Annotated in this window: 26 protein-coding genes; 10 read left to right on the top strand and 16 right to left on the bottom strand. The window is 64.5% G+C overall.

Annotation, left to right across the window (positions count from 1 at the left end):
- Positions 1-29 precede the first annotated feature (29 nt).
- Entirely contained in the window at positions 30-782 is a 753-nt protein-coding gene (locus ROV95_RS13630) for a tetratricopeptide repeat protein (protein ID WP_312544871.1), read from the top strand.
- A gap of 60 nt (positions 783-842) precedes the next feature.
- Here the strand turns inward: ROV95_RS13630 and ROV95_RS13625 are convergent, their stop codons facing one another.
- Positions 843-1,367: a transporter gene (locus ROV95_RS13625; RefSeq protein WP_312544870.1), complete on the bottom strand. Its 525-nt coding sequence runs from the start codon at positions 1,365-1,367 to the stop codon at positions 843-845.
- 590 nt (positions 1,368-1,957) lie between these two features.
- On the opposite strand from ROV95_RS13625, the gene ROV95_RS13620 reads away from it, so the two are divergent.
- Together ROV95_RS13620 and ROV95_RS13615 are read left to right on the top strand one after the other, a co-directional pair.
- The gene (locus ROV95_RS13620; protein ID WP_312544868.1) at positions 1,958-2,314 is read left to right on the top strand and encodes a hypothetical protein; all 357 of its coding nucleotides are present in this window, start codon (positions 1,958-1,960) and stop codon (positions 2,312-2,314) included.
- Positions 2,315-2,785: a hypothetical protein gene (locus ROV95_RS13615; RefSeq protein WP_312544866.1), complete on the top strand. Its 471-nt coding sequence runs from the start codon at positions 2,315-2,317 to the stop codon at positions 2,783-2,785. It abuts the gene before it with no gap.
- Positions 2,786-2,889: 104 nt separating this feature from the next.
- Here ROV95_RS13615 and ROV95_RS13610 read toward each other — a convergent pair whose 3' ends face one another.
- From ROV95_RS13610 to ROV95_RS13570, 9 genes are all read right to left on the bottom strand, one after another.
- Positions 2,890-3,516, bottom strand: coding sequence for a nucleotidyltransferase family protein (locus ROV95_RS13610; RefSeq protein ID WP_312544865.1), 627 nt, complete (start codon positions 3,514-3,516; stop codon positions 2,890-2,892).
- Complete coding sequence (locus ROV95_RS13605) at positions 3,492-4,553, bottom strand: XdhC family protein (RefSeq protein WP_312544862.1); 1,062 nt, start codon at positions 4,551-4,553, stop codon at positions 3,492-3,494. Before ROV95_RS13605 ends, ROV95_RS13610 begins: the two co-directional genes overlap by 25 nt.
- A gap of 9 nt (positions 4,554-4,562) precedes the next feature.
- Entirely contained in the window at positions 4,563-6,767 is a 2,205-nt protein-coding gene (paoC, locus tag ROV95_RS13600) for an aldehyde oxidoreductase molybdenum-binding subunit PaoC (protein ID WP_312544861.1), read from the bottom strand.
- Positions 6,767-7,717: a xanthine dehydrogenase family protein subunit M gene (locus ROV95_RS13595; RefSeq protein ID WP_312544860.1), complete on the bottom strand. Its 951-nt coding sequence runs from the start codon at positions 7,715-7,717 to the stop codon at positions 6,767-6,769. Before ROV95_RS13595 ends, paoC begins: the two co-directional genes overlap by 1 nt.
- Positions 7,714-8,361, bottom strand: coding sequence for an aldehyde dehydrogenase iron-sulfur subunit PaoA (paoA, locus tag ROV95_RS13590; RefSeq protein ID WP_114618397.1), 648 nt, complete (start codon positions 8,359-8,361; stop codon positions 7,714-7,716). Before paoA ends, ROV95_RS13595 begins: the two co-directional genes overlap by 4 nt.
- A gap of 251 nt (positions 8,362-8,612) precedes the next feature.
- Positions 8,613-9,281 carry a carboxymuconolactone decarboxylase family protein gene (locus ROV95_RS13585; protein ID WP_312544858.1) on the bottom strand — a complete coding sequence of 223 codons (669 nt, stop codon included), beginning with the start codon at positions 9,279-9,281 and terminating at the stop codon, positions 8,613-8,615.
- Between the two features lie 106 nt (positions 9,282-9,387).
- Positions 9,388-9,735: a cyclophilin-like fold protein gene (locus tag ROV95_RS13580; protein WP_058983026.1), complete on the bottom strand. Its 348-nt coding sequence runs from the start codon at positions 9,733-9,735 to the stop codon at positions 9,388-9,390.
- A 134-nt stretch (positions 9,736-9,869) separates the two neighbouring features.
- Positions 9,870-11,081, bottom strand: coding sequence for an MFS transporter (locus ROV95_RS13575; RefSeq protein ID WP_312544856.1), 1,212 nt, complete (start codon positions 11,079-11,081; stop codon positions 9,870-9,872).
- Positions 11,078-12,136, bottom strand: coding sequence for an alpha/beta hydrolase (locus tag ROV95_RS13570; protein WP_312545142.1), 1,059 nt, complete (start codon positions 12,134-12,136; stop codon positions 11,078-11,080). The genes ROV95_RS13575 and ROV95_RS13570 overlap by 4 nt, the downstream gene beginning before the upstream one ends.
- Positions 12,137-12,247: 111 nt before the next feature.
- On the opposite strand from ROV95_RS13570, the gene ROV95_RS13565 reads away from it, so the two are divergent.
- Positions 12,248-13,141: a LysR family transcriptional regulator gene (locus tag ROV95_RS13565; protein WP_312544854.1), complete on the top strand. Its 894-nt coding sequence runs from the start codon at positions 12,248-12,250 to the stop codon at positions 13,139-13,141.
- A 279-nt stretch (positions 13,142-13,420) separates the two neighbouring features.
- On the opposite strand, the gene ROV95_RS13560 is transcribed toward ROV95_RS13565, so the two are convergent.
- Both ROV95_RS13560 and ROV95_RS13555 read right to left on the bottom strand, forming a co-directional pair.
- Positions 13,421-14,410 carry a leucine-rich repeat domain-containing protein gene (locus ROV95_RS13560; RefSeq protein WP_312544852.1) on the bottom strand — a complete coding sequence of 330 codons (990 nt, stop codon included), beginning with the start codon at positions 14,408-14,410 and terminating at the stop codon, positions 13,421-13,423.
- 211 nt (positions 14,411-14,621) lie between these two features.
- Positions 14,622-14,798: a hypothetical protein gene (locus ROV95_RS13555; protein ID WP_312544850.1), complete on the bottom strand. Its 177-nt coding sequence runs from the start codon at positions 14,796-14,798 to the stop codon at positions 14,622-14,624.
- 414 nt (positions 14,799-15,212) lie between these two features.
- Here ROV95_RS13555 and ROV95_RS13550 point away from each other — a divergent pair, with 414 nt between their 5' ends.
- Both ROV95_RS13550 and ROV95_RS13545 read left to right on the top strand, forming a co-directional pair.
- Positions 15,213-15,569, top strand: coding sequence for a hypothetical protein (locus tag ROV95_RS13550; protein ID WP_312544848.1), 357 nt, complete (start codon positions 15,213-15,215; stop codon positions 15,567-15,569).
- 81 nt (positions 15,570-15,650) lie between these two features.
- Complete coding sequence (locus ROV95_RS13545) at positions 15,651-16,040, top strand: hypothetical protein (protein ID WP_312544846.1); 390 nt, start codon at positions 15,651-15,653, stop codon at positions 16,038-16,040.
- A gap of 17 nt (positions 16,041-16,057) precedes the next feature.
- Here the strand turns inward: ROV95_RS13545 and ROV95_RS13540 are convergent, their stop codons facing one another.
- The 3 genes from ROV95_RS13540 to ROV95_RS13530 form a co-directional block, all read right to left on the bottom strand.
- A complete protein-coding gene (locus ROV95_RS13540) occupies positions 16,058-16,789 on the bottom strand; it encodes a hypothetical protein (RefSeq protein WP_312544844.1) in 732 nt (243 codons plus the stop codon).
- A gap of 80 nt (positions 16,790-16,869) precedes the next feature.
- The gene (locus tag ROV95_RS13535) at positions 16,870-17,346 is read right to left on the bottom strand and encodes a nuclear transport factor 2 family protein (protein WP_021202431.1); all 477 of its coding nucleotides are present in this window, start codon (positions 17,344-17,346) and stop codon (positions 16,870-16,872) included.
- Between the two features lie 62 nt (positions 17,347-17,408).
- Complete coding sequence (locus ROV95_RS13530; RefSeq protein ID WP_312544842.1) at positions 17,409-17,978, bottom strand: TetR family transcriptional regulator; 570 nt, start codon at positions 17,976-17,978, stop codon at positions 17,409-17,411.
- Positions 17,979-18,146: 168 nt separating this feature from the next.
- Here ROV95_RS13530 and ROV95_RS13525 point away from each other — a divergent pair, with 168 nt between their 5' ends.
- On the top strand, positions 18,147-19,100 hold the full coding sequence (locus ROV95_RS13525) for an alpha/beta hydrolase (protein WP_312544841.1): 954 nt from the start codon (positions 18,147-18,149) through the stop codon (positions 19,098-19,100).
- A gap of 107 nt (positions 19,101-19,207) precedes the next feature.
- Here the strand turns inward: ROV95_RS13525 and ROV95_RS13520 are convergent, their stop codons facing one another.
- Positions 19,208-21,856: an excinuclease ABC subunit UvrA gene (locus tag ROV95_RS13520; protein WP_312544839.1), complete on the bottom strand. Its 2,649-nt coding sequence runs from the start codon at positions 21,854-21,856 to the stop codon at positions 19,208-19,210.
- A gap of 177 nt (positions 21,857-22,033) precedes the next feature.
- Here ROV95_RS13520 and ROV95_RS13515 point away from each other — a divergent pair, with 177 nt between their 5' ends.
- The 3 genes from ROV95_RS13515 to ROV95_RS13505 all read left to right on the top strand — a co-directional run bounded on the left by ROV95_RS13515 (position 22,034) and on the right by ROV95_RS13505 (position 23,106).
- Positions 22,034-22,309, top strand: coding sequence for a hypothetical protein (locus tag ROV95_RS13515; protein ID WP_312544837.1), 276 nt, complete (start codon positions 22,034-22,036; stop codon positions 22,307-22,309).
- A gap of 123 nt (positions 22,310-22,432) precedes the next feature.
- Positions 22,433-22,687 (top strand): hypothetical protein, encoded by a 255-nt coding sequence (locus tag ROV95_RS13510; protein WP_019659705.1) that lies wholly within the window; start codon positions 22,433-22,435, stop codon positions 22,685-22,687.
- The gene (locus tag ROV95_RS13505; RefSeq protein ID WP_134729265.1) at positions 22,684-23,106 is read left to right on the top strand and encodes a low affinity iron permease family protein; all 423 of its coding nucleotides are present in this window, start codon (positions 22,684-22,686) and stop codon (positions 23,104-23,106) included. Before ROV95_RS13510 ends, ROV95_RS13505 begins: the two co-directional genes overlap by 4 nt.
- Positions 23,107-23,115 lie beyond the last annotated feature (9 nt).

The following is a 23,115-nucleotide window of genomic DNA, read 5'->3' as shown; positions in this document are numbered from 1 at the left end:
GAGCGAGAACTTCGGAGGCTAAAATGCCCATGCAATCAACCAACCGCTCGTCCTCACCACCTGCACAGACCTGGACAAGATCGCAGCCACGCTCGGGCCAGAGCCTCTACTGGCTCATCCTGCTCTTCTCGTTCCCGCTGCTCGGCAGCGTCGTCTACTTCCTGGCGATCTACTTTCCGGAAGTCCGTCACTCGCGCGGCGCCCGGCAGGTCGTCCGTTCCGCCAAGCAGCTCATGGACCCGGGCCAGGACCTGCGCAACGCCCGCGCCGAACTGGCCCGCACGCCCACCGTGCAGAACCGGATTCGCCTGGGCATGACGCTGCTGGATGCCGGCCAGGCCGAGGAAGCCAGGACCCTGCTTGAACAGGCAGCCAGCTCGCCGCTGGGCGACGATCCCTACATCCTGACCGGCCTTGCCCGTGCCCGCCTCGAGTCCGGGCACGCTGCGCTTGCGGTGGAGACGCTGGACGACCTCTTCGCACGCCACCCGGACGTGCGCCGCAAACCGGAACAGACCTTGCTGTACGCGCAGGCATTGGCAACCGCGCAAGCACCCGGAGCCCGCGCCGCATTCGAGCGCGCCGTGGAATGCGGAAACGACGCGGCCGCCCGCTGCCTCTACGCCGAATGGCTGATGGCGCAGCCGCAACCCGACGATCGCGAGCAGGCCCGCACCTTGTTCGCCAGCATCATCGACGATGCCCAGCACTGGTCGCGCCACGCGCGCAGCCACAATGCCGCCTGGCTGGAACGGACCAAGTCAGCGTTGAAGGGCTACTGACGCCTGGCAGCAGGTGGCAGGCTCGAAAATCGGGACTTCCAGGAAACTATCGCAGCCGGCCTAGCGCGAGCCCAGCTTGGGGAAGAGCAGCTTGGGGGTTCCGATAAACAGCAGCCATGCACCCAGGGCCGCTCCGTAGGCGAGCACCGTTCCCACAAGGAATGTGCCGAAGAGGCTGCCGGTTAACAGCTGATACAGCTCTTTGCCGCGACTTGCAGCGCTGCCTCCAACAGTCAGCACGATGACCGGCAGCATGATCATTCCGCTGCAGAGGATCAGGGAGAACGCGCCCAGCAACCAGCGCTTGAGTGGCGGGTTCCATGGCATGGGGTAGCCTGCGAGCAGTCGCCTCATCCAAAGAAACAATACTGGAAAGGCGATCAGGTACATCAATGCCACATACAACCAGGTTCGAGCATCAGCGCTGCCCGCCTCGAAGATGGCTCGCGGGTATACCCCTGTGCGATAGAGCGTTTCTGCGCTTGCCGCCAGCGCCGCGCTAATGATCAACGCAGGCTTGAACAGGCGCGACACCTTGCCCCATTGCGCGTTGCGTAGTTGCTGCCCGTCAGTCATGCCAGACATGAAAACCTTCTTGGGCCGATGTGTCCATGAGGTACCAAGGGGCATTGTGCTGATGATCCGCCCCGCCACATGGTGACACGCAGCGCTTTGCTTCGCAGATTTCACCTATTAACGTGACGCGTCACGCGCAATTGGTAGCGCATTGCTGGACAGGCCTGTCGCATGTGCCTTGCACACAGCCCCGCCGGGCGGATGCCGACAGCGCGCAGAGCTGCACCGCCGACATGGTCGATAGCATTGCAGCGCAACGCTCCGGCCTCATTGAGCCATATGCAACGATTCTGAAAATGTTGAAAGTAGTGACGTCATCAGCCCTACTGCATTGGCATCACGCATAGGTCCGCGTATTCCTTGCCCTGCCACCGTGCATCGGTGGTCGGGATTCGAAACCCCGGTTGTGTGGATGTTGCTCGCACTTGCCAGCCGGCACTGCTTCGCGCGGTGCCGGCTGGCAATCCGTCAGTCGGCTATGGCGGGCGGTGCGTGGAGGCCTTGCGCCTGCCCGGTCATCCACACACGGGGTTTCGAACCACGCATCGTCCGCCACCTTTATCGGTGGCGGCTTCTGCCTGCACGCAAGGAGCCCCACCATGACCCAGCCCCACTCCCCTGCCCCGCACCCGATCCACGACGCGCCAGCGAATGGCCCTGCGCTGGACCCGAACACCCTCATCGCCCTGCTGCACAGCATCGGCTCAGGCGTCGCCTCCGATGGCCAGCCGTGGGCAGAACGCCATCAGATGCCAGGCCGACGCATCGCCCTGGCGGACACCGACTGCTCGCTGGCGGGTCTTCGGGTAGTGCTGGAGATCCTGCTGGCCGCACAGCGTGCCCGCGAGAACGGCGAGCTGGAGCAGTACGTTGGCCCGCGCGTAATGGAGGGGCTGATCATGGCCGGAATCGGCCTTACCGCACACGTCAGTACCCGACTGCATCCGGAGGGCTGAGTGGCCTGGTGGCGCTGGGCGGCCACCGCGCTCTGTCTTTTGGTGGTGATTGCGGCACAGACGCAGTGGCCGGCGCCGCCGGTGCCCTCGCCTGCCGCATTCCAAAGCATCAACGATGATCGATTCTCACAACTGCGCCGCCAAGCCGTGCAGTTCGTGGAGGCTCGGCCACGACAGGGCTTCCAGTTCGTTGAACGGCAACGGGATGTCGCTTTCCAGATCCGCTGCAACGGCGTTCCGGTGCTCTTGCTGGAGAGGCGCCCGCAACATCTGCTGTTGTGGACCTCACTGGACGCGGAGCAGCGGGCGCCCGCCGTTGTGCGGTTGCAGGCGCTCCTCCAATGGCAGTTGGAGCAGTTGGATTACCTGGAGCAGGTGCTGGCTGGCGTGCCGGAACCTGTTCTGTTGGATCGGGTGCTGCAGAGTCTTGCTGGTGATGTGCCTGATGGGGCGCGATGTGGCGTGCCGTAGTCGAGCATGGCTCGACTCTACAGGGCTGCGGGCAGCAAGGGTTCGGGCTCCAGCCCTGCCGCTCGTCACCTGCGCGACAGGCATTGGCCCAGTGATCATGTAAGTCACCTCCCGGCATCGATCCAGCCCGCATCGCGCGCACGCACAAGATCTTCTGGCGTATCGATATCCAGGCCCAGTTCCGGCGCTTGAAGGGCATGCACGGTATCGCTGGGAAGCTGCCTCAAGCGCGCTCCGAAGCCGCGGTCACCGCTTGCACCCACGTGATTGAACCATGCGCGCGGCACTACTGCAGGAATGCCAAGCGCGTCTCCATGACGGGTACCCCCGCACCCTGACGCCGAGGCGCGGGCACCCGAAAGCAGCGCCTGCAGATGGGAGCGCTCGATCGCGGGCTGGTCGCATGCCACGACCATCACCGCGGTCACCGTAGGCAGCAGGTGCGCGCCGGCAACCTGCAGGCTGCTCGCCAGGCCGCGTTCCCAGTGGTGGTTGGTTACCGGAGTGGCATCCAGCCCGGCAATGCTGGATGTCACGGCCTGTGCGTTCGCGCCCACCACGACCAAGACCTGCGATGGCGCGAACTCCAAGGCCAACCGCACCACGCGACGTACCAGGGTCTCGCCCTGCCGGGTCAGAAGCTGTTTGGGCTGGCCAAGTCGGGTGCTCCCGCCGGCAGCCAGCACGACGACCGCATGCGCGTCGGTCACCTGCCGTGCGCGCTTCGCCATTGCTGCAGCTGCGCGGCGATGCTGAGCGAAATCGCCTCTGGCCCTCGGCCGCCGATGTCCAGGCCGACAGGTGATCGAAGTCTCGGGGAAAGGCGGTGGCGCTGATCCGGTGTCAGCAGCTTGAACAGGTCCTCGCGCCTTCGCCGCGGACCCAGCAGTCCAATGAACGCAACTTTGGTATCAGCCAGGGCCACCAGCGCCTCCCGGTCCAGTTCGAAATCGTGATGCATCACCAGTACCGCGTCGCACGGGTCGCCATGAAGGGCCTCGGCCAGGCTGGTCTGAAGATGCGCATCTGCGCACTGCCCGGCTGTGGCCCAGCGCGCTCGCCGTTCGGCCACGCTCACCCGCCACCCCAGGCCCCTCAGCAACGGAACCAGCAAGGGCGTTTCGGGACCGCCCCCCAACACCAGGGCCCGCGGAAGCCGGGGCAACGGCAAATGCCATGCGCCCTCGCCAAAGGATTGCGCCCCGTCCATCGGATGCAGCTGCCATGCCTGCTCGCGATGGCCGGCGCGGAAAACGACCTGCCCCGACGTACGAAGGTCGCGCTGGAGTGACACACCTTCGCGCAACCAAGCCTCGATGACGGCGTCGATGCCGGCCATGGCACGCAATGGCAGGAGCGCAATCCGCAGCCGGCCGCGGCAGCCGAGCGCGGACCCGCTCAACAGGTCGTCGTCACTGCGGGTGTCGATCTCGATCCAGTCGACCCGCCCTGCCGCGCTCACCTGCTCCGCGCGTCGCGCGAGCTCGGGCTCCAGGCATCCGCCGCTGAGCCAGCCGACCTGGCCGCCGTTGCAGAACAGCACCATGTCGCCGGCACCGGCGTAAGTGGAGCCATCGGTTTCCAGCACCAGCGCAAGCACGGCGTGCTCCCCCGCGCGCACGCGCGTCAAGGCCGTCTCGAGTACGCCGCGCGGGCTGCCTTCGGCGAGGAAGCCCGGCGCTGCGGACAGGTCCCCGGCAAGATCGCCGGGCTCCCCTCCGCCTGCGGAGGAGGCCTCCAGAGTGGGCGAGGCTGCGGGTCGGTCCATGCGCAAGGGTCAGCCCACGTCGGGCAAGCCGGGCAGCAGCTTGTCCAGGGTAATGGGATAGTTGCGCACGCGCACGCCGGTTGCGTTGTAGACCGCATTGGCGATCGCGGCGCCGACCCCGCAGATGCCCAGTTCACCCACACCCTTGGCCTTCATCGGCGAGATCACCGGATCCAGCGTGTCGAGGAAGACCACTTCCTGGTACGGAATGTCGGCGTGCACGGGAACCTCGTAGCCGGCCAGGTCATGGTTGATGAACAAGCCCAGCCGTTTGTCGACCACCAGCTCCTCCATCAGGGTCGCGCCCGCACCCATCACCATCCCGCCGATGACCTGGCTGCGTGCGGACAGCGGATTGAGAATCCGGCCGCCATCGCATACGGCAAGCATGCGGCGGATGCGCGTCTCTCCAGTGTAGGCATGCACGGCAACCTCGCAGAAGTGCCCTGCATAGGTGCCGACGTCGTAGCCTTGCTTGAATTCGCCGAAGGCAATGCCGTCCTCCGCCGACAGTGTCCCCGCCTCCGCCAGCTTGATCGTCCGCCCACCCGCCTGGATGCGGCCATTGGCGAAGTCTGCGGTGTCGCCGTCGAAGCCCAGTTTCTCGCCCACCTTGCGGCGCAGGCTGACGCACGCCGCGTACACGCCCGCGGTCGAGCTTGCCGCGCCCCACTGGCCGCCGGAACCGGCGGAGGCGGGATGACGGGAGTCACCGAGGGTCACCTGGACCCGGTCCAGCGGCACGCCCATGGTCTCGGCTGCCGTCTGCGCGATGATCGTGTAGGAGCCGGTGCCGATGTCGGTCATGTCGGTCTCGACAATAACCCCGCCCTGGCCGTCAAGCCGGACCCGCGCCGCCGACTTCATCGTCGGTGCGCCGCGATAGCCCGCAGACACGCCCATGCCGACCAGCCAGTCCCCTTCCCTGACCTGCGCCGGCCTGGGGTTGCGCTTGTTCCAGTTGAAGCGCTCCGCGCCTTCGCGCAGGCAGCGCACCAGGTTGCGGTCGGAGAACTTCTTGGACGGATCGCCGGGTACCACCTCGGGCTCGTTGAGGATGCGAAACGCGATCGGGTCGAGGCCCAGCTTCTCGGCCATTTCGTCCATCGCCACTTCCAGCGCCATGTGGCCCGGTGCTTCGCCCGGTGCGCGCATCGCATTGCCTTCGGGCATGTCGAGTGTGGCGATGTAGTTGGCCACCAGGCGGTTGGCGCCTGCATAGAGCTTGGGCGTCTGCAGGGTGCCGTTCTCGCCATCCTCGCCGTTGATGTTGCCCGACCAGTTCTCGTGGGCGATGGCGGAGATCCGGCCGTCCTTTCCGCAGCCGATCCGCACGCGCTGGAGGGTGGCGTGCCGGTGCGTGGTGTTGTTGGGCATCAACGGGCGCTGCAGCGCGATCTTCACCGGCCGCCCGACCTGCTTGGCCGCCAGCGCGGCCAGCACCGCGTCGGCACGGATGAACAGCTTGCCGCCGAAGCCGCCGCCGATATAGGGCGAGTCCACACGCACCTTGGCAGGATCGATGCCGAGGATCGCCGCCATGCCCTGCCTGGCCCAGTCGATCATCTGGTTCGCCGTCCACAGCGTGAGCGTGTCACCCTCCCAGGCGGCGATGGTGGCGTGCGGCTCCATCATCGAATGACTTTCGTCGGAGGTGTGGTAGGTCTCGTCGAGCTTGACCGCCGCGCTCGCGTAAGCGGTGTCGAAATCGCCGAGCGTCTGCCGGTCGGGCTTGCCACCGCGCCCCTTTGCCAGCGGCGCGGACGGCGCCAAGGCTGGGAAATCGAAGCGGCCCTTGCCGCGCTCGTAGCGGGTGCGGATCAGCGCCGCGGCGGCGCGGGCCTGCTCGAAGGTCTCTGCCACCACGCAGGCGATGGCCTGGTGGTAGTGGGCAACTTCGGGTCCGCCGAACAGCGGCGCATTGTTCCAGTTCGATTTGCCGACCGGCTTGGTTTCCGGTGCGGTGATGACAGCCAGTACGCCGGGGGCGGCGCGTGCGCGGGAGGCATCCATCGAAATGATGCGCCCCTTGCCGATGCCCGCACCGACGATGTAGCCGTAGGCCTGGTTCGGCGCCACGTCATGGCGCTCGTAGGCATAGGGGGCGGTACCGGTGGTCTTGCGTGGGCCGTCGATGCGCGGCGTCGACTTGCCGACCACCTTGGCCTTGTCAAACAGGTTGTCGCCGGCGGGGGCGTTGAATTCAAGGGGCATCAGCGCTCTCCTTCCACCAGCACGGCTGCGAGAGTGCGCTTGGCGAGCGCGATCTTGAACGCGTTCTCCCGCGTCGGGCGGGCACCGGCGAACACCTGCCGGGTCGCGGCCTTTACGCCGTCGCGCAGCAGCGGTTCGGCTGCCTCGACGCGCCACGGTTTCGGCGCGACCCCGCCGAAGGCGAACCGCGCCGAGCCGTCACGCTGCACGACCGCGGCGACCGACACCAGTGCGAACGCGTAGGACGCGCGGTCACGTACCTTGTGGTACACGTGCCGACCGCCCAGGGGTTGTGGCAGCGTGACGTGGGTGATCAGCTCACCGCGCTGCAGCACGTTGTCCTGCTGCGGCTTGTCGCCGGGGGAACGATGGAAATCGGCAATCGGGATGCTGCGCGTACTGCCGTCACCCCTGACGGTCTGGATCGAGGCGTCCAGCACCCGCAGGGCCACCGCCATGTCGCCCGGATAGGTCGCGATGCAGCTGTCCGAGGTGCCGATCACGCCCATCTGCCGGGAGAACCCCTCGAGTGCGCCGCAGCCGGATCCGGGCAGGCGCTTGTTGCAGGGCAGATTGGGGTCGTAGAAATACGGGCAGCGTGTGCGCTGCAGCAGGTTGCCGCCGGTGGTGGCTTTGTTGCGCAACTGCCCGGAGGCGCCTGCCACGATCGCGCGGGTCAGCACCGCGTAGTTGCGGCGCACGCGCTCATGCGAGGCCAGTGCGGTATTGGTGACCAGCGTGCCGATGCGCAGGCCGCCCTCGTCGGTGGGTTCGATCCTGTCCAGGCCGATGTCCTGCACATCGACCAGGTGCGCTGGCGTCTCGACCTCCAGCTTCATCAGGTCGAGCAGATTGGTCCCTCCGGCCAGGAACTTCGCGCCCTCGGTACCGGCGACGGCCTTGGCGGCCTCGGCCGGGGATTTGGCGCGTTCGTAACTGAAGGCCCTCATGAGCGCCTCCCTGCAGAGGTTACGCCAGCGACCTCTTCCATCGCTTCGGCAATGTTGGAATAGGCACCGCAGCGGCAGAGGTTGCCGCTCATGCGTTCGCGCATTTCCATGTTGGTGGCACGGGGCCGTGCGCTGACATCCGCCTGCACATGGCTGGGGACACCCCGCTTGATCTCGTCCAGGACCGCCACCGCCGAACAGATCTGCCCCGGCGTGCAATACCCGCACTGGTAGCCATCATGCTTGATGAAGGCGGCCTGCATCGGATGCAGGTCATCGGGGGTGCCGAGGCCTTCGATGGTGGTGATGGCATCGCCCTGGTGCTGTACCGCCAGGCTGAGGCAGGCATTGATGCGCTCACCGTTGACCAGCACGGTACAGGCACCGCATTGACCGTGGTCGCAGCCTTTTTTCGTTCCAGTCAGCTTCAGATGTTCGCGCAGGGCATCGAGCAGCGTGGTCCGGGTGTCGAGTTCAAGCTCCCGCCGCTTGCCGTTGACGGTGAAGGCTACCGTGCTGATGACCGGCGGCCTGGGCGGCGGGGGCGTCGCCAGTTCGGCGGCGAGCGATGACGCCCCCGGTGCGGCGGACATTGCCACGGTCGTGACGCCGCCGGCGATCACCTGGCGACGCGTCAACTTCATTCCTTCATCACAACTTGGCACAGTGACCTCCTGGCGTTCGGGAAAACCCCGTGGCTGGATGGACGCGCTCACACTACCCAAAGGGCACTATGCCCATCTGCGGGGTACAGATCTGTGAAGTCGGTCGGAGGCGCGCCGGCATCATCGGCCGAGTCTGCTGGCCTTCCTCGGCTACCAGCTCTACTACCCGACCCGGTAAACATCCCTAATCTCAAAACTCGAAGGCAGCCGAAGGAGCATTTTCCCGACCATCATTCTTTTCGAGCCTCAAGCTGACGTTGAATCGCCACGCGAACACGTTCGGCAGCCTCGAGGCTGACGCGCTCCTCAAGTACATCGGCCAGATCGTATAGCTGCTCCGGCCGCAGGCCGATGTTCATGCTGATTCCAATGTGGGACTGCAATTGGGGCTCCACCCCGTGCATGGCGGCCAGCATGCTGGCCGTAGCCAATTCGCGGCTTTGCCAATCAAGATTGTCGCGCTCGAAGATGTCGCCGAAGAGGTGCGTACGGAGGTATTGATTTGCTTGCGGGGCAAAATCGAACAAAGGCCCTGAGACAGGAGCGCCGGCCAGCCTGGTCTGGTTTGCCGTGCCTGCAGCGAGCAAGGCATCGCCCGTGGGAATCGGCTTGCGGGGCTCGCGGCCGGCGTCATCCTGGATACCCTGCTGTCTACGCGCATCCGCCACCTTCATCAGTTCGCTCAACGCGTTCAGGCTCCGAGGAAACCCCGCATAGGCGTAGAGCTGCACCAGCAGCTCTCGCGCTTCGGCCAAACTCAATCCCGCGTCCAGGCCCTGGTTCAACGCCTGACGAAGGCCATCCAAGTCGCCGGCCGCTGCGAAGGCGCCGATCGGAATGATGGCTTTCCGGCGCGGATCCAGTTCAGTTGTGGGGGCTTGATTTGATGTGGTGTGCATCGCTATTCCTTCGTGTGCGAAAGCCATCTGACCGGGAACGGCAGCAAGCGTCGCCGCGCCCAGCAGATTGGCAAGAAGGCTGGGCCCCAAGATGGGCAGCCAGCCTCTAGAACGACTCAATGCGGACCTCTACGGCCCCGGTCTTGCGAAGGAGCTGCAGCCCGCCTTCGATGCGACCCAGCCTTACGAGACCCTTTGAATAGCCAAAAGGCCTGTGAAAAATCGCCAGGTTTCCCCAAGGCGCATAGAAGGCCATATCACCTGCCACGGGCGTGATTCCCTCCGGCTCACCCTCCACGTTTAGACTGCGCGGCAGCTGCGCAATCTTCTCAGTCGCGGCGTAGTCTTCAAGTTGTAGGGTCAGCGGCAACTGAGCGATGAACTCGCGTGCAGGAAGGCTGTCCTCCAGGGTGGCCGACAGCACTTGATCATTGATGATCAGTCGAATTTTCATGGGATGAATCTCCTGGTTGGCCCCAGTACTGGTGGCAGCGACGGCTGGATGATCGGGCGCGGCTGAGCAAGCTGCTACCGCCCCAAAAGCGACAAGGAGCACGAGCAGCTTCGCCGCTATGGAAGTGAGGCGCGTCATCGCTTCGAGGCCTGTGTGGCAATCCCCGCGGCTGACGTGTGCATCTCTTCAGCCGCAGTGGCGTAGGCAAGCAGCGCGGCAAGCAACAGGATGCCCGCACTGGCCAGGAACGTACTGGCAAAGCCAAGGCTGTCGAACAGCAGTCCGCCGAGGGTGGCGCCCAACGCGATGGAGCACTGCACCACCGCAACCATCAGCCCGCCGCCGGCCTCGGCATTGTCGGTGAAGGTGCGCGCCAGCCAGCTCCACCAGCCGACCGGTGCGGACGTGGCCAGCAGACCCCACGCCGAGAGCAGTGCAGCGGTCGGCCAAAGGTGGGGTCCGAGTGGAACCAGAGTGATGGCAATCAGCGCCATGAGCGCGGGAACAATCACAAGCGTGCGGTAGAGTCCGCGCCTGATGAATGCCCCGATGGCAAGTGTGCCCACGAAACCACTCACTCCGATCGCCAGCAGAACCCACGGAACGGCAGGTACCCCAGCATGCGTGACCCGCTCCAGGAACGGCCGCACGTAGGTGAACAGGGCAAACTGCCCCATGAAGAACGCAGCGCAGGACATCATGCCCAGTGCCACCACGCGTCGCCGCAGCAACACGACGACTCCGCTGTGTGATCGGCCCTCCTCCGCTTCCATGGACGGCAGACAAATCCACTGCCAGGCCAGGGCGACAGCTGCCACCGGCAGAAGACAGAGGAATGCGCCGCGCCATCCGATCATGCTGCCGAGATAGCTGCCCAGTGGCGCCGCAATGACCGTTGCAAGGGCGTTGCCACTGTTGAATATCGCCAAGGCTCGCGGGACCTCGGCCTCCGGTACCAGCCGCATCGCGGTTGCGGTGGACAATGACCAGAAGCCGCCGATCACTACGCCGATCAGCGCACGGCCTGTCATGTAGACCGGATAGTCCTGGGCCAGCGCCACCACCAGTCCCGACACCGCCATCAACGCCGTGAGGGTCAACAGCAACGTTCGGCGGTTCACGCTACCCGCCAATCGCGAGATCGACAGGCTGGTCAACACCGCAAAGGCACCCGAAATGGCAATGCCGTAGCCGGCAAGGCCTTCGGTCACGCCCAGATCTGCCGCCAAGGGAGTGAGCAGGCTCACCGGCATGAATTCCGAGGCGATCAACGTGAAGACGCACAGCGTCATTGCGAGCACGCCACCCCAGTTGGCGCGATGTGCGAGGGCGTCGGTGCGGCTCATTTCCCGGCCAGGCCGCGCTGGAAGAACGTGGCCAGCTTGTCAAAGGGAATCAGCTGGATGCGGTCGTACAGATCCACGTGGCCGGCACCCTTCACCCAGTAGATCTCCTTCGGCTGCCCTGCCCTTCGGTAGGCGTCTTCGCTGAACTCGCGGGAATGCGCGACGTCGCCGGAGACGAAGAGCATTGGTCGGGGCGAGATCGTCTCAATGTCGTTGAAAGGATAGAAATTCATGAATTTGACCAGGCTGCTGAAGAGCGGCTGCGTTGTCAGTTCGGCCTTGTCGCCTTTTGGTGTATAGGCGCCGCGCGGGGTGCGGTAGAAGTCGAAGAACTCACGCTGGATGGCGGGCGTGTCAGCATCGAGGTGGTTCACGGTGCCAGGCACGAACACCGGCGCCCCGCCCTTGAATTCGGCCAGACGCTGATCTGCCGCGGACTGGATCACCGCCTTGCGCTGCTCCAGCGACTGGTCACTGTTCAGCCCCTGCCGTGCCGCCGCACCCATGTCGTACATGCTGACCGTGGCGATGGCCTTGATGCGTGGGTCGATCTTGGCGGCGCTGATCACAAAGCTGCCGCTGCCACAGATGCCCAGGCCGCCGATGCGGTCCGGATCGACAAAGGACTGCGTGTTCAGGAAATCCACGGCCGCACTGATGTCGTCCGAATAGATTTCCGGCGCTACCAGGTGTCGCGGTGCGCCGCCACTCTCGCCCCAGAAGGAAAGGTCGATCGCCAGCGTAACGAAGCCCTGCTCGGCCAGCTTCTGCGCGTAGAGCTGGGAACTCTGCTCCTTCACTGCGCCCATCGGGTGGCCAACCACCACTGCGGGCGCGCGGTTGCCGTCGGGCAGGCCTTGAGGGCGGTAAAGCGTACCCACCACCTCCATCTGGTACTGGTTGTGGAAGCTCACGCGCTCCCCCTTGACCGTGGGGCTGCGGTAGAAGTTGTCGGCTCCCATGGACCGGGCTGGCGCCGGTGTGTCAGCGCCCATGGCTGAAGCCGGAACGTAGAGGCTGGCGAGCAGCGCCAGCATCAGCGTGGTGCGTTTCATGGGCTTATGGCCTCGTTTGGGGGACTCAGGTCGCCACGATAGGCCCCGCCCCCTACATCGATAAGCCGGTTGAAAGTTGATGCATTGCTGAGTTCCGCTCACAATTGATCCATGAGCACCGTGAAGACCCATGATCTGCAAGCGTTCCTGGTAGTGGCGCAGGAGCAGAGCTTCACCAAGGCCGCCGTTCGCCTCGGGGTTACGCCCTCTGCGCTGAGCCATTCGATGCGCCTACTGGAAGAGCGCCTGGGAATTCGCCTGCTCGCGCGGACCACGCGCAATGTCTCTCCCACTGAAGCGGGCGAGCGCCTGATGCGCTCCATCGCACCCCACTTCGAGGCCATCGGTGCCAGCGTGGAGGCGCTGGGTGACCTGCGCGACCGCCCAGCTGGAACGCTACGAATCTCCTGCACGGATGATTCCATGGAGACCATCATCCGTCCGCGGCTTGCCGGATTCCTGGACGAGTACCCGGACATTACGCTTGAGTTCTACGTGGATTACGGCTTCACCAATGTGGTGGAGCAGCGCTTCGATGCGGGCATCCGGCTCGGAGAGGCACTGAGCAAGGACATGATTGCTGTCAGGGTTGGCCCTGATTGGCGTCTGGTCGTGGTGGGCTCACCCGACTACTTCGAGAAGTATCCGAAACCGAAGAAGCCCGCCGACATTACGCACCATCGCTGCATCCACATCCGACATCGCCCAAACGGTGCCATCTATGCGTGGGAGTTCGAAGAGAGGGGCAAGGAATTCACCGTGCGCGGCGACGGGCCGTTGGTCTTCAACAGCATGACCCACGTCATCAATGCCGCACTGGATGGCTTGGGCTTGGCATACGCACCGGAACCGCTGGTGGCCGAGCACATCGCGCAAGGCAGGTTGGTGGCAGTGCTGGACAGGTGGTGCGTCCCCTTCCCCGGCTATCACCTTTACTACCCGAACCGTCGGCAGCCGTCGCCGGCATTTGCAGCGCTGGTTGCGTGGTGGAAGCTGGATAGGTGATGTTGGGCGCAGTGCAGCTCCCCTAAATTGTCCTGCATGCGCTGGAAATGGGCACCCGCGGCACCCCCGATGAACATCCCGAATCCTCGCACTATTTGAGATTGTCGAGCGATGTCTCGCTTTCCAGGGAGGATTTGGCGAATTGCGCCAAACGATCCGATACGACGTCGCCTCGATATCTCAATCTACAGTGAGTTACGGCAGACGCTTGCGTCCTACGTGCCATCCCCGCACAACAAGCTTGCGTAACGAGCACAGGCCGCCCACTGTGCGGCGGAACTACTGCGCTCCTACTGCAGCTTGCGCTGCGGCTTCCGCTGTGGCCTTCTTGAGATTCAGCTTGGCTATCCGGGCCCTAACCCCACCTTCCCGATCACCAAGACGTTCAAGGACCTGGCGTTCGCTGAGCGTAAAGTGCTTCTTCCTTGTGAATGCTACGTGCGCCAGCGTCGGATGATCCACAAGGGAAGTCATGTCGCCATCGAGCACGTCCGTTTCCAGGAAAACAAAGCTCTGCAAAGAACACAAGCGACCGACGAACCGCACGTGATCGAGAGGCGAGCATTTCATGTACGTCAGGTTGAGCAGGTGCTCACCCCTCACCAGATCCGCAAAACCGCGGACGATATTGCAGTGTTCGAAACGCAGGTCACGAAGTTCCTTAAGGTCACCGATCGGATCGATGCATTCGAGCTTCGGCGCGTAACTGACGGAGAGTTCGCGTAGGCCCCGCATCGTCTCGAGCCCTTTCAGACTCTGCAGCCGATTGGAATAGAGCGAGAGCTTCTCCAGTGCGGGCAGGACGGACAACTCCGAGACGTCACCTGATGCTGATCTGAACCCGCCCAGTGCCAAGCCCTTCAAACGGTCAAGGCCTGCGTCGACGCGAAATTCTCTGGTCCACGGTTGCCCCAGCGATTCGAGCTTGGTGAAGGGCCTAATGTCGTCGATGGCGTTTGGCCCAGCGTTGGTGAAGAAGTGCTCCAGCCACTCCGCGTTCCCGCGCAGGACAGACAAATCGACTCTGTCAAACAGCATCAAGTGGAGATCGGCTACAGGAAAGAAGGCCTCAATGAAATCGATGCTCTTGAGGCCAGGGTTCTCACGATCCGAAATGCCGAGTTGCGTGTACCGCCCAGTTCGCCACAGCTCTACGCATTGGGATACGTGCTCCGCGTCCACGTAGAGCGTTCGGCCTTGCAGTTCGAATTCGAACACTGAATCAACCACTCGTGTCCGTCCGGGCATGGCAGCTTGATCGCTTTTCATGGCGGCTAGTCTGCCACGACCCGCGGCTCACCGAATAGCGCGACCCTCGGGAGGTCGAGCGCCTAAGATGTAAGTACCCGTGAGACTTCGATGGCTCCACAGGCTTCGCCCCTCGACGGGATTGAAGGCTGTTAATGTGATGCGTCACGATCAGGCGCCATTACCTATTGGCACACCATCAACACTTGCGTTCCAGCCGTCACATGGATGATCAGGCATTCGCGGCAACCCAGTCGCCCAGCGCCCGCGCCGGGATCGAGCGCGGGTGAACGAGGAAACGACGCAGCCGGCTCGCTGCCCGCAAGTCGAACGACTGGTGGCGCAGCAACTGGTCACTGAACGCGAGCCTGGCGACCTTTGGCAGTCCTGTCGCATCTGCCTCGCTCACGACCCCGCCGGGCGAATGCCGACACCCGCCAGGCGTGCACCCACGACATCGACAACAGCCTTGCGGCGCAAGGCCCCAGCCTCATTGCGCTGCATGCAACGATTCTGAAAATGTTGAAAGTGGTGTCGGCATCAGCCCTACTGCGTTGGCATCGTGCACAGCCAGGGGTATTCCTGTTCATGCCACCGAAAACGGGTGGCCGAGACCTCGAAATCCTCGGTTGTGCAAGAGAAGTATGCGCTTGCCAGCCGGCACCACCTTCTGTGGTGCCGGCTGGCAATCCGTCGGCCGGCTATGGCGGGCGGTGCGTGGGGGCCTTGTGCCCGCCGGGAAGATTGCACACCGGATTTCGAGCCCCGCACCGTCCGCCACCTTTATCGGTGGCGGCTTCTGCATGCACGCAAGGAGCCAGTCATGAACCCGCCCCACTCCCCTGCCCCGCACCCGATCCACGACGCGTCCGCGAATGGCCCTGCGTTGGACCCGAACACGCTCATCGCCCTGCTGCACAGCATCGGCTCTGGCGCCGCCTCGGATGGCCAGCCCTGGCCTGAACGCCATCAGATGCCCGGCCGATGCATCGCGCTGGCGGATACCGATTGCTCGCTGGCTGGGCTACGCGTGGTGCTGGAGATCCTGCTGGCCGCGCAGCGTGCCCGCGAGAACGGCGAACTGGAACAGTACGTCGGTCCACGGGTGATGGAGGGCCTGATCATGGCCGGACTCGGCCTCGCCGCACACGCCAGTACGCGCCTCCATCCGGAAGGGTGAGTGGCAGGGTGCCGATGGGCGGCCACGGCGCTGTGCCTGGTGGAGCTAGTCGCGTCGCCAACGCAGTGGCTTGCCCCGCCCGTGCCTTCGCCTATCGGGTTCCAGAACATCCACGACGATCGCTTCCTGCAACTGCGCCGCAAAGCGATGCAGTTCGTGGAAGCTCGGTCACGACAGGGCTATCAATTCGTCGATCAGCGTGAGGGCGCCGCTTTGCAGATCTATTGCCGCGACGTTCCGGTGCTGTGGCTGGAGAGGCGCCCGAATTATCTGCTGTTGCGGGTATCACTGGATGCCCGGCAGCGGGCGCCGGCCGTTGTGCAGTTGCGGGCCCTTCTTCAATGGCAGATGGAACCTTTGGGCGTTCTGCAGCAGGCGCTGGCCGGAGTGCCTGAGCCTGTCCTGATGGAGCGGGCGCTGCGGGTTGTTGCTGCTGAGGTACCTGATGGGGCGCGATGTCGCCCGCAGTAGCCGAGCGTGGCTCGGCTCTATAGGGACGTTGGTTGCGAGGGTTCGGGTTCGTGGATGGAGCCTTCAAGCAGGGCGACGTAGGTATCCAGGCGCGAACGCAGCCCGATCAATAGCCATCCTGTGAGGTATAGCAGTACGAGGGCGTAGATGATGAAAGCACCCAGCGCGCCAACATCAAAGGCGCTGCTCCAGTCACCCCATCTCCATTGGCGGAACTGCAGATAGAGGGCAATCAAGAGTGGGAATGGCCCAAGGCGCTGCAGCCCTCCGTACATTAATCCCATGCGCTCGATCATGCTGGATCGCAAGTGGCTGACATACTTGAGGCGGCGCTCACGCTCGACTCTGGGGAACTTCCGAAGCTCGGCGATCACCGCTTGCCACTGTGTAAATTCGCCATCCATTTCCTGCGCGTGCGACAGCCGTGGCTGTACGAACTGCCGGAGTCCGCGGCGGGCTGCGAGAAACCCGCCGATGACAAAACCTCCGATTTCCACCGCCAGGCAGACCCTGACCAAAACCAGTGCAGCCGTAAGCGGAAGCCATCGATCAGGCAGCTGGCTACCGAGAATGCCGATGGCGGCCGCCAGTGCGCCCACCCGGAACGCCCACGTCTCCACCCTGCCCGCTTTCGGGTAGATGCTGTGCTCAACCAGCCCCTGCACCCGCTGGTAGAGCCAGTGGAATGTCAGTTCCTGCGAATCGGTCTTTGCCGGCGGATCGAATCCGCCCCCTGCCTGCATCTCCATTGCATCCCCTGCCCCGGCCGGCGCAGATGCCGGCCGCCCCATCGTACCTGAGCGTGCTTCGGATGGCGCCTCAGCGGCAATCACATACCCAGCTCCGACAACCCCGGGTGATCATCCGGGCGACGCCCCAGCGGCCAATGGAACTTGCGGTCGCTCTCCTTGATCGGCATGTCGTTGATACACGAGAAGCGGCGCTGCATCAGGCCATCCTCTCCGAATTCCCAGTTTTCGTTGCCATAGGAACGGAACCAGTTGCCGGAGTCGTCGTGCCATTCGTACGCGTAGCGGACCGCAATGCGGTTTTCGGTAAAGGCCCAGAGCTCCTTGATCAGGCGGTACTCGAGCTCCTTGTTCCATTTGCGTGCCAGGAACTGCCGGGCTTCCTCCCGGCCGTTGGTGAATTCGGCACGGTTACGCCACTGGGTGTCGAGCGAATAGGCAAGCGAGACCTTGTCGGCATCGCGGGAGTTCCAGCCATCCTCGGCAAGACGCACTTTCTGCGTGGCCGATTCAAGGGTGAACGGAGGAAGCGGCGGACGGGGTTGTTCAGCGGACACGGGGAAACCTCCAATCGAAATGGATATACGGGTTGCTTCAACGGGTCTGGGGTACCCAGGCGCTAACGCTTGGCCTGTTCCAATAACAGCTTCGCGACATCCTTCGCGGTATCTGCGGCGTCGAAATCACCCATCACGCGCGACAGGGTGATGGCGCCTTCCATCAGGATCAGCAGCTGACGGGCAAGATCCGCCGGCTGCTCCACATCCAGTTGTTCGGTAAGTTCCTGCGTGTAATCGAGCAGCTTCTGCTTGTGATCACGCGCGATCTGCCGGATCGGATCAGCCGGGTCGCCGACCTCTCCCGCGGTATTGATGAACGCACACCCGCGATAGCCCTCGGACTGGAACCAGCTCTTGAGCGCGGTGAACATTCCGAGGATGCGCGCTTCCGGGGTGTCCGCTTTATCGCATTCGTTCCGGAACCAGGCCAACCAGCGCACGTCGCGCGCCTTCAACGCGGCGGCGGCCACGTCGTCCTTGTTCTCGAAGTGGCGGTAGATGCTCTTCCGCGCCACGCCCGAGGTCCTCACCAGCAGGTCCATGCCGGTGGCGTGGATCCCGTTCTGGTAGATCAGCGCCTCGGCCGTGGCCAGGATCTTCTGTTGGGTGTCGGTGGTGAGCTTGCTCATGGCCGCAAAGTAGAACGAGCGTTCTACCCTGTCAACACGCGATCGCGATCGATTCGTACGCGCACATCCGCGCAAGACGATCTATCAAGAAATCAGGACAGTTCATCACCCGGGCGCCTGATCGCGGGCGCAAAGTACGTCTCACCACCCACCCATGAGAGTTCCCGCATGAACACCTTCGCCCGTACTCTGGCCGTTGCCACCCTCGCCCTCTCGGTCCAGGCCGGCCTGTCCGCGCAGGCCGCCGAACCGGCCACGCCGGCGGCAGTCACCAGCATCGCGCGCACCGCCAGCTACATCACCACCGCCGATGGCGTGCAGCTGTACTACAAGGACTGGGGCCCGAAGAACGGTCCGGTCGTGACCTTCAGCCACGGCTGGCCGTTGAACTCGGACAGCTGGGAATCGCAGATGATCTTCCTGGCCAACCACGGCTACCGCGTCATTGCCCATGACCGTCGCGGCCACGGCCGTTCCAGCCAGCCGTGGGACGGCAACGACATGGATCACTACGCCGATGACCTGGCCACGGTGATCAATACGCTGGACCTGCACAATGTGACCCTGGTGGGCTTCTCCACCGGTGGCGGCGAAGTGGCGCGCTACATCGGCCGGCATGGCACCGGGCGGGTGAAGAAGGCCGTGCTGATCAGCTCGGTGCCGCCGTTCATGCTGAAGACCGCCGACAACCCGAACGGCCTGCCGATCGAAGTGTTCGATGGCATCCGCAAGGCACAGATGGATAACCGCGCGCAGCTGTACAAGGACCTTCCGTCGGGCCCGTTCTATGGCTTCAACCGCCCGGGCGCGAAGGTGTCGCAGGGGCTGATCGATGCGTGGTGGGCACAGGGCATGCAGGGCGGCCACAAGAACACCTACGACTCGATCGCTGCGTTCTCGGCCACCGATTTCCGCGCAGACCTGAAGAAATTCGATGTGCCCACCCTGGTCATCCACGGTGACGACGACCAGATCGTGCCGATCGATATCTCAGGCCGCCAATCGGCGAAGCTCATCAAGGGCGCAAAGCTGATTGTCTACCCGGGTGCGCCGCACGGCCTGACCGACACCCACAAGGACAAGGTCAACCAGGACCTGCTGACGTTCCTGCAGGAAAAGTGAGCCGCCAGGGGTTCCGGCGATGCGCCGGAGCCCGCTTTCTGTTGAAAGGCGCGGCCTGCATGCTGGACTTCCGGCGCTGGAGATCGATAGCCGAGCATGGCTCGGCTCTACAGTGGAGCCAGCTCGCGCGCAAGGAACGGTGCCGTCCTGCTGCCCTTGGCGTGGGCCACCTGATGCGGCGTCCCAGCCGCCACGATGGTGCCGCCCGCGCCGCCTGCGCCCGGGCCGACGTCGATCACCCAGTCGGCCTGTGCGACAGAACGCATGTCGTGCTCGATCATCACTACCGTGTTGGCTGCGTCCACCAGCCGGTGAAGCTGCACCAGCAGCCTGTCCGCGTCTGCTGCATGCAGCCCGGTGGTGGGTTCGTCCAGCACGTACAGCGTGCGCCCGCGCTGGCTGCGCTGCAGCTCTGTGGCCAACTTGATGCGTTGCGCCTCGCCGCCTGAAAGTTCGGTGGCTGGCTGGCCCAGCCGCAGGTAGCCCAGGCCGATCTCCTGCAGCAGCTGCAGCGGGCGGGCGATGGCCTCTTCTTCGGCGAAGAACGCATGGGCCTGGTCCACCGTCATCTGCAGGACCTCGGCAATGTTGCGGCCGTTCCACTGCACCCTCAGCGTGGCTTCGTTGTAGCGGGCGCCGTGGCAGGTGGGGCATGGTGCATAGACGCTGGGCATGAACAGCAGTTCGACGCTGACGAAGCCCTCGCCTTCGCAGGTTTCGCATCGGCCCTTGGCCACGTTGAACGAAAAGCGGCCCGCGTTGAATCGGCGGCGGCGCGCGTCGGGTGTCGCGGCGAACAGCTTCCGCACGTGGTCGAACAAGCCCGTGTAGGTAGCCAGGTTGGAGCGTGGCGTGCGGCCGATGGGCTTCTGGTCTACCTGCACCACGCGCTGGATGGCATCCACATCGCCGGCAAGCTGGCCCCGAGTGGCTTCGATCACGGTGGGTCCATCCGTGGGCGCGCTGTCGGCGCTGTCGTCTACCGTCTCGTGCCCCAGGTGCAGCAGCATCAGCTCAGGCAGCGCCTGCGCCATCAGGCTGGACTTGCCCGATCCGGAAATGCCGGTCACTGCGGTCAGCAGCCCCAGCGGTACCTGCGCGTCCACACCGTGCAGGTTGTGGCGATGGATGCCTTTCAGCGCCAGCCAGCAGTTGGCACTGCGCTGCCGGCTGGCTGGCGCAGGCACCTGGTCGAACAGGTACTGCGCCGTGCGCGAATCCTGAACGTTGCGCAGGCCATCCGGCTGGCCACTGTAGAGAACGCGTCCGCCATGCTCTCCTGCCTGCGGGCCCACATCCACCAGCCACTGCGCGCGGCGCATCAGCTCCAGATCATGTTCAACGACAAACACCGAGTTACCGCCGTCGCGCAGCCGTTCCAGCGCGTCGTACAGCGCCTGGCTGTCGGCCGGATGCAGGCCGGCCGAGGGTTCGTCGAGTACGTACAGCACGCCGAACAGCAACGAGCTGAGCTGGGTGGCCAACCGCAGGCGCTGCAGCTCGCCGGCCGACAGCGTGGGCGTGGCGCGATCCAGCGAGAGATAGCCCAGGCCGAGCGCGCGCAGTTGCCCCACCCGCGCCATGACCCCACCCGCCAGGCGTTGTGCCGCCAGGCGCTTTTCCTCAGACAAGGCTGAGGTCAGGCGCACGTCGGGGGCGCCTTCGTGGGTCGCGCGGCCACTTGCTGCCCGCTTGGCGCGATCGCGGGGCGTTGCACGCCTGCTGGTACGCGCGCCGTGGCTGTGTGCACTGAAGTCGCCCTGCGCGATGGGCTCGAGCAACGCCGCCAGCTGGTCCATCGGCAGCCGCAGGAACTCACCGATGTCCACGCCGGCGAAGGTGACCGAGAGCGCTTCCGGTTTCAGGCGCTTTCCGTTGCAGGCGGGGCACAGCCTGCCTTCCATGTAGCGCGACACACGCTTGCGCATCAGCGCGCTCTGGGTGTTGGCAAAGGTGTGCAGCACGTAGCGGCGTGCGCCGGTGTACGTGCCCATGTAGCTGGGCTCCAGCTTGCGCTTGAGCGCGGCGCGGGTCTCGGCGGGCGTGAAGCCGGCATAGACCGGCACGGTCGGGGTTTCCTCAGTGAACAGGATCCAGTCGCGGTCCTTCTTCGGCAGCTTCTTCCACGGCACATCGATGTCGTAGCCCAGCGTGACCAGAATGTCGCGCAGGTTCTGGCCATGCCATGCCGGTGGCCAGGAGGCGATGGCGCGCTCGCGGATGCTCAGCGATGGGTCCGGCACCATCAGTGCTTCGGTCACCTCGTAGACGTGCCCCAGGCCGTGGCAGGTGCTGCAGGCACCCTGTGGGGTGTTGGGCGAGAAGTCTTCGGCGTACAGCATGGGCTGGTGGGCCGGGTAGGCCCCTGCCCGCGAGTACATCATGCGCACCAGGCTGGACAACGTCGTCACGCTGCCCACCGATGAGCGCGCATTGCTGGCACCGCGTTGCTGCTGCAGGGCGACCGCCGGTGGCAGCCCGTCAATGGCATCCACGTCGGGCACGCCGGCCTGATCGATCAGGCGACGCGCGTAGGGCGCGACGGATTCGAAGTAGCGCCGCTGCGCCTCGGCGAAGACCGTGCCGAAGGCCAGCGAGGACTTGCCGGACCCCGACACGCCGGAGAACACCACCAGTGCATTGCGTGGAATGGAGACATCGACATTCTTCAGGTTGTGCTCGCGCGCACCGCGCACCTCGATGCAGCCGCTGGCTGCGGCAGCACATGACGATTCGCCAAAGGGGGTGTTGGACATCTCAGCATTCCTGCATTCGGTGGGCGGATCGCGCATGGTGCGCCCGAGCGGCCATTGTCGCCGCTGTGGAGTGAATGGCGCGAGGGCGCCGGAGGCGGGATGTTGTCTTCACCTCCCCTTCGTACGGCGTTGCCCAGCCAGGGGCTAGCGTGGGGTGCCCACACATCGGAGGCCCTCATGCATCCCGACGTACTTGGCTGGGCCGCCACGGCGGTGCTGATGGCAACCCTGATCCGGCAGATGGTGAAGCAGTGGCAGTCGTCCCACCCGGAAGCCGTGTCCAGGTGGCTGTTCGCGGGCCAGATGACCGCTTCTGCGCTGTTCACGGTGTACAGCGCGATGCTGGGCAGCGTGGTATTCGTGGTGACCAATGCGATGCTGCTGTTGACGGCGGTGGTGGGCCAGGTGATGGCGTGGCGCCGCCGCGGCCGACGCCGGGCTCCTCCACCCTGATTGTTAACGCGTGTTGCCTGAAGGTTTGACATCACGTTGCCCCACTCTTGATGGGGCCGCTCACAACGCATTCCTATGCTGGGCCCGCCACCTGAGGGGTGGTGATCAACCTGGAGATGCACCATGCAACGCGACCAGAAAGACCTTCCCCATCCGGACCAGGAGGCACAGCGCCCCGATCCAGTCAGTCCGCTGCAGGCGAGGCTGCACAACCGCCGCAATCATGACGAGGCGCTGCAGGAAACCTTCCCCGCCAGTGACCCGATCTCCCCCTTCGTCGCTGCGCCAACGCCGGAAGAGCAGGACAAGCGCCTCGGGGAGCGGGTCAAACTGCCAGACCGGCACACGGATGAGGAGGCCGCGGGAGGTGACCAGTGATCCGGCGCGGTTTCGCCCGTGTCGCGGCCGCGACGGCGCGATTGTCCGGCAGCCTGGGGGCATTCGTCGCAGCGCTGGGGGTGATCATCGCCTGGGCTGCCAGCGGGCCGGCCTTCCACTTCAATGACACGTGGCAGCTGGTGGTGAACACAGGAACCACCATCGTGACCTTCCTGATGGTGTTCCTGATCCAGCATACGCAGAACGCCGATACCGCCGCGCTGCACATCAAGCTGGACGAACTGATCCGCGTGAGCAAGGACGCCAACCAGGAGTTGTTGAACCTGGAGTCGATGGAGCCGGCCCATCTTGAAGAGATACGCCAGCGTTACGAGGCACTGGCCAAGACCGCTGCAGACATCAAGTCCAAGAAGGAGCGCTGCATGCCCTGCGATGCGGACGCGGCCGCCGAAGCCTGAGGTCGCGGC

This window comes from Stenotrophomonas maltophilia group sp. msm1 (assembly GCF_032025805.1).
GTDB classification, from domain to species: domain Bacteria; phylum Pseudomonadota; class Gammaproteobacteria; order Xanthomonadales; family Xanthomonadaceae; genus Stenotrophomonas; species Stenotrophomonas hibiscicola.
Note: the sequence above shows the minus strand (reverse complement) of the source record. Positions and strands in the feature narration are given on the sequence as shown.

Coding starts and splice junctions, on each gene's coding strand:
- ROV95_RS13525 (WP_312544841.1), top strand. CDS start 18,147: ATGAACACCTTCGCCCGTACTCTGGCCGTTGCCACCCTCGCCCTCTCG.
- ROV95_RS13550 (WP_312544848.1), top strand. CDS start 15,213: ATGAACCCGCCCCACTCCCCTGCCCCGCACCCGATCCACGACGCGTCC.
- ROV95_RS13630 (WP_312544871.1), top strand. CDS start 30: ATGCAATCAACCAACCGCTCGTCCTCACCACCTGCACAGACCTGGACA.
- paoA (WP_114618397.1), bottom strand. CDS start 8,361: ATGAAGTTGACGCGTCGCCAGGTGATCGCCGGCGGCGTCACGACCGTG.
- ROV95_RS13515 (WP_312544837.1), top strand. CDS start 22,034: ATGCATCCCGACGTACTTGGCTGGGCCGCCACGGCGGTGCTGATGGCA.
- ROV95_RS13530 (WP_312544842.1), bottom strand. CDS start 17,978: ATGAGCAAGCTCACCACCGACACCCAACAGAAGATCCTGGCCACGGCC.
- ROV95_RS13570 (WP_312545142.1), bottom strand. CDS start 12,136: ATGAAACGCACCACGCTGATGCTGGCGCTGCTCGCCAGCCTCTACGTT.
- ROV95_RS13580 (WP_058983026.1), bottom strand. CDS start 9,735: ATGAAAATTCGACTGATCATCAATGATCAAGTGCTGTCGGCCACCCTG.
- ROV95_RS13510 (WP_019659705.1), top strand. CDS start 22,433: ATGCAACGCGACCAGAAAGACCTTCCCCATCCGGACCAGGAGGCACAG.
- paoC (WP_312544861.1), bottom strand. CDS start 6,767: ATGCCCCTTGAATTCAACGCCCCCGCCGGCGACAACCTGTTTGACAAG.
- ROV95_RS13560 (WP_312544852.1), bottom strand. CDS start 14,410: ATGAAAAGCGATCAAGCTGCCATGCCCGGACGGACACGAGTGGTTGAT.
- ROV95_RS13565 (WP_312544854.1), top strand. CDS start 12,248: ATGAGCACCGTGAAGACCCATGATCTGCAAGCGTTCCTGGTAGTGGCG.
- ROV95_RS13610 (WP_312544865.1), bottom strand. CDS start 3,516: ATGGCGAAGCGCGCACGGCAGGTGACCGACGCGCATGCGGTCGTCGTG.
- ROV95_RS13605 (WP_312544862.1), bottom strand. CDS start 4,553: ATGGACCGACCCGCAGCCTCGCCCACTCTGGAGGCCTCCTCCGCAGGC.
- ROV95_RS13625 (WP_312544870.1), bottom strand. CDS start 1,367: ATGTCTGGCATGACTGACGGGCAGCAACTACGCAACGCGCAATGGGGC.
- ROV95_RS13595 (WP_312544860.1), bottom strand. CDS start 7,717: ATGAGGGCCTTCAGTTACGAACGCGCCAAATCCCCGGCCGAGGCCGCC.
- ROV95_RS13575 (WP_312544856.1), bottom strand. CDS start 11,081: ATGAGCCGCACCGACGCCCTCGCACATCGCGCCAACTGGGGTGGCGTG.
- ROV95_RS13620 (WP_312544868.1), top strand. CDS start 1,958: ATGACCCAGCCCCACTCCCCTGCCCCGCACCCGATCCACGACGCGCCA.
- ROV95_RS13585 (WP_312544858.1), bottom strand. CDS start 9,281: ATGCACACCACATCAAATCAAGCCCCCACAACTGAACTGGATCCGCGC.
- ROV95_RS13520 (WP_312544839.1), bottom strand. CDS start 21,856: ATGTCCAACACCCCCTTTGGCGAATCGTCATGTGCTGCCGCAGCCAGC.
- ROV95_RS13540 (WP_312544844.1), bottom strand. CDS start 16,789: ATGGAGATGCAGGCAGGGGGCGGATTCGATCCGCCGGCAAAGACCGAT.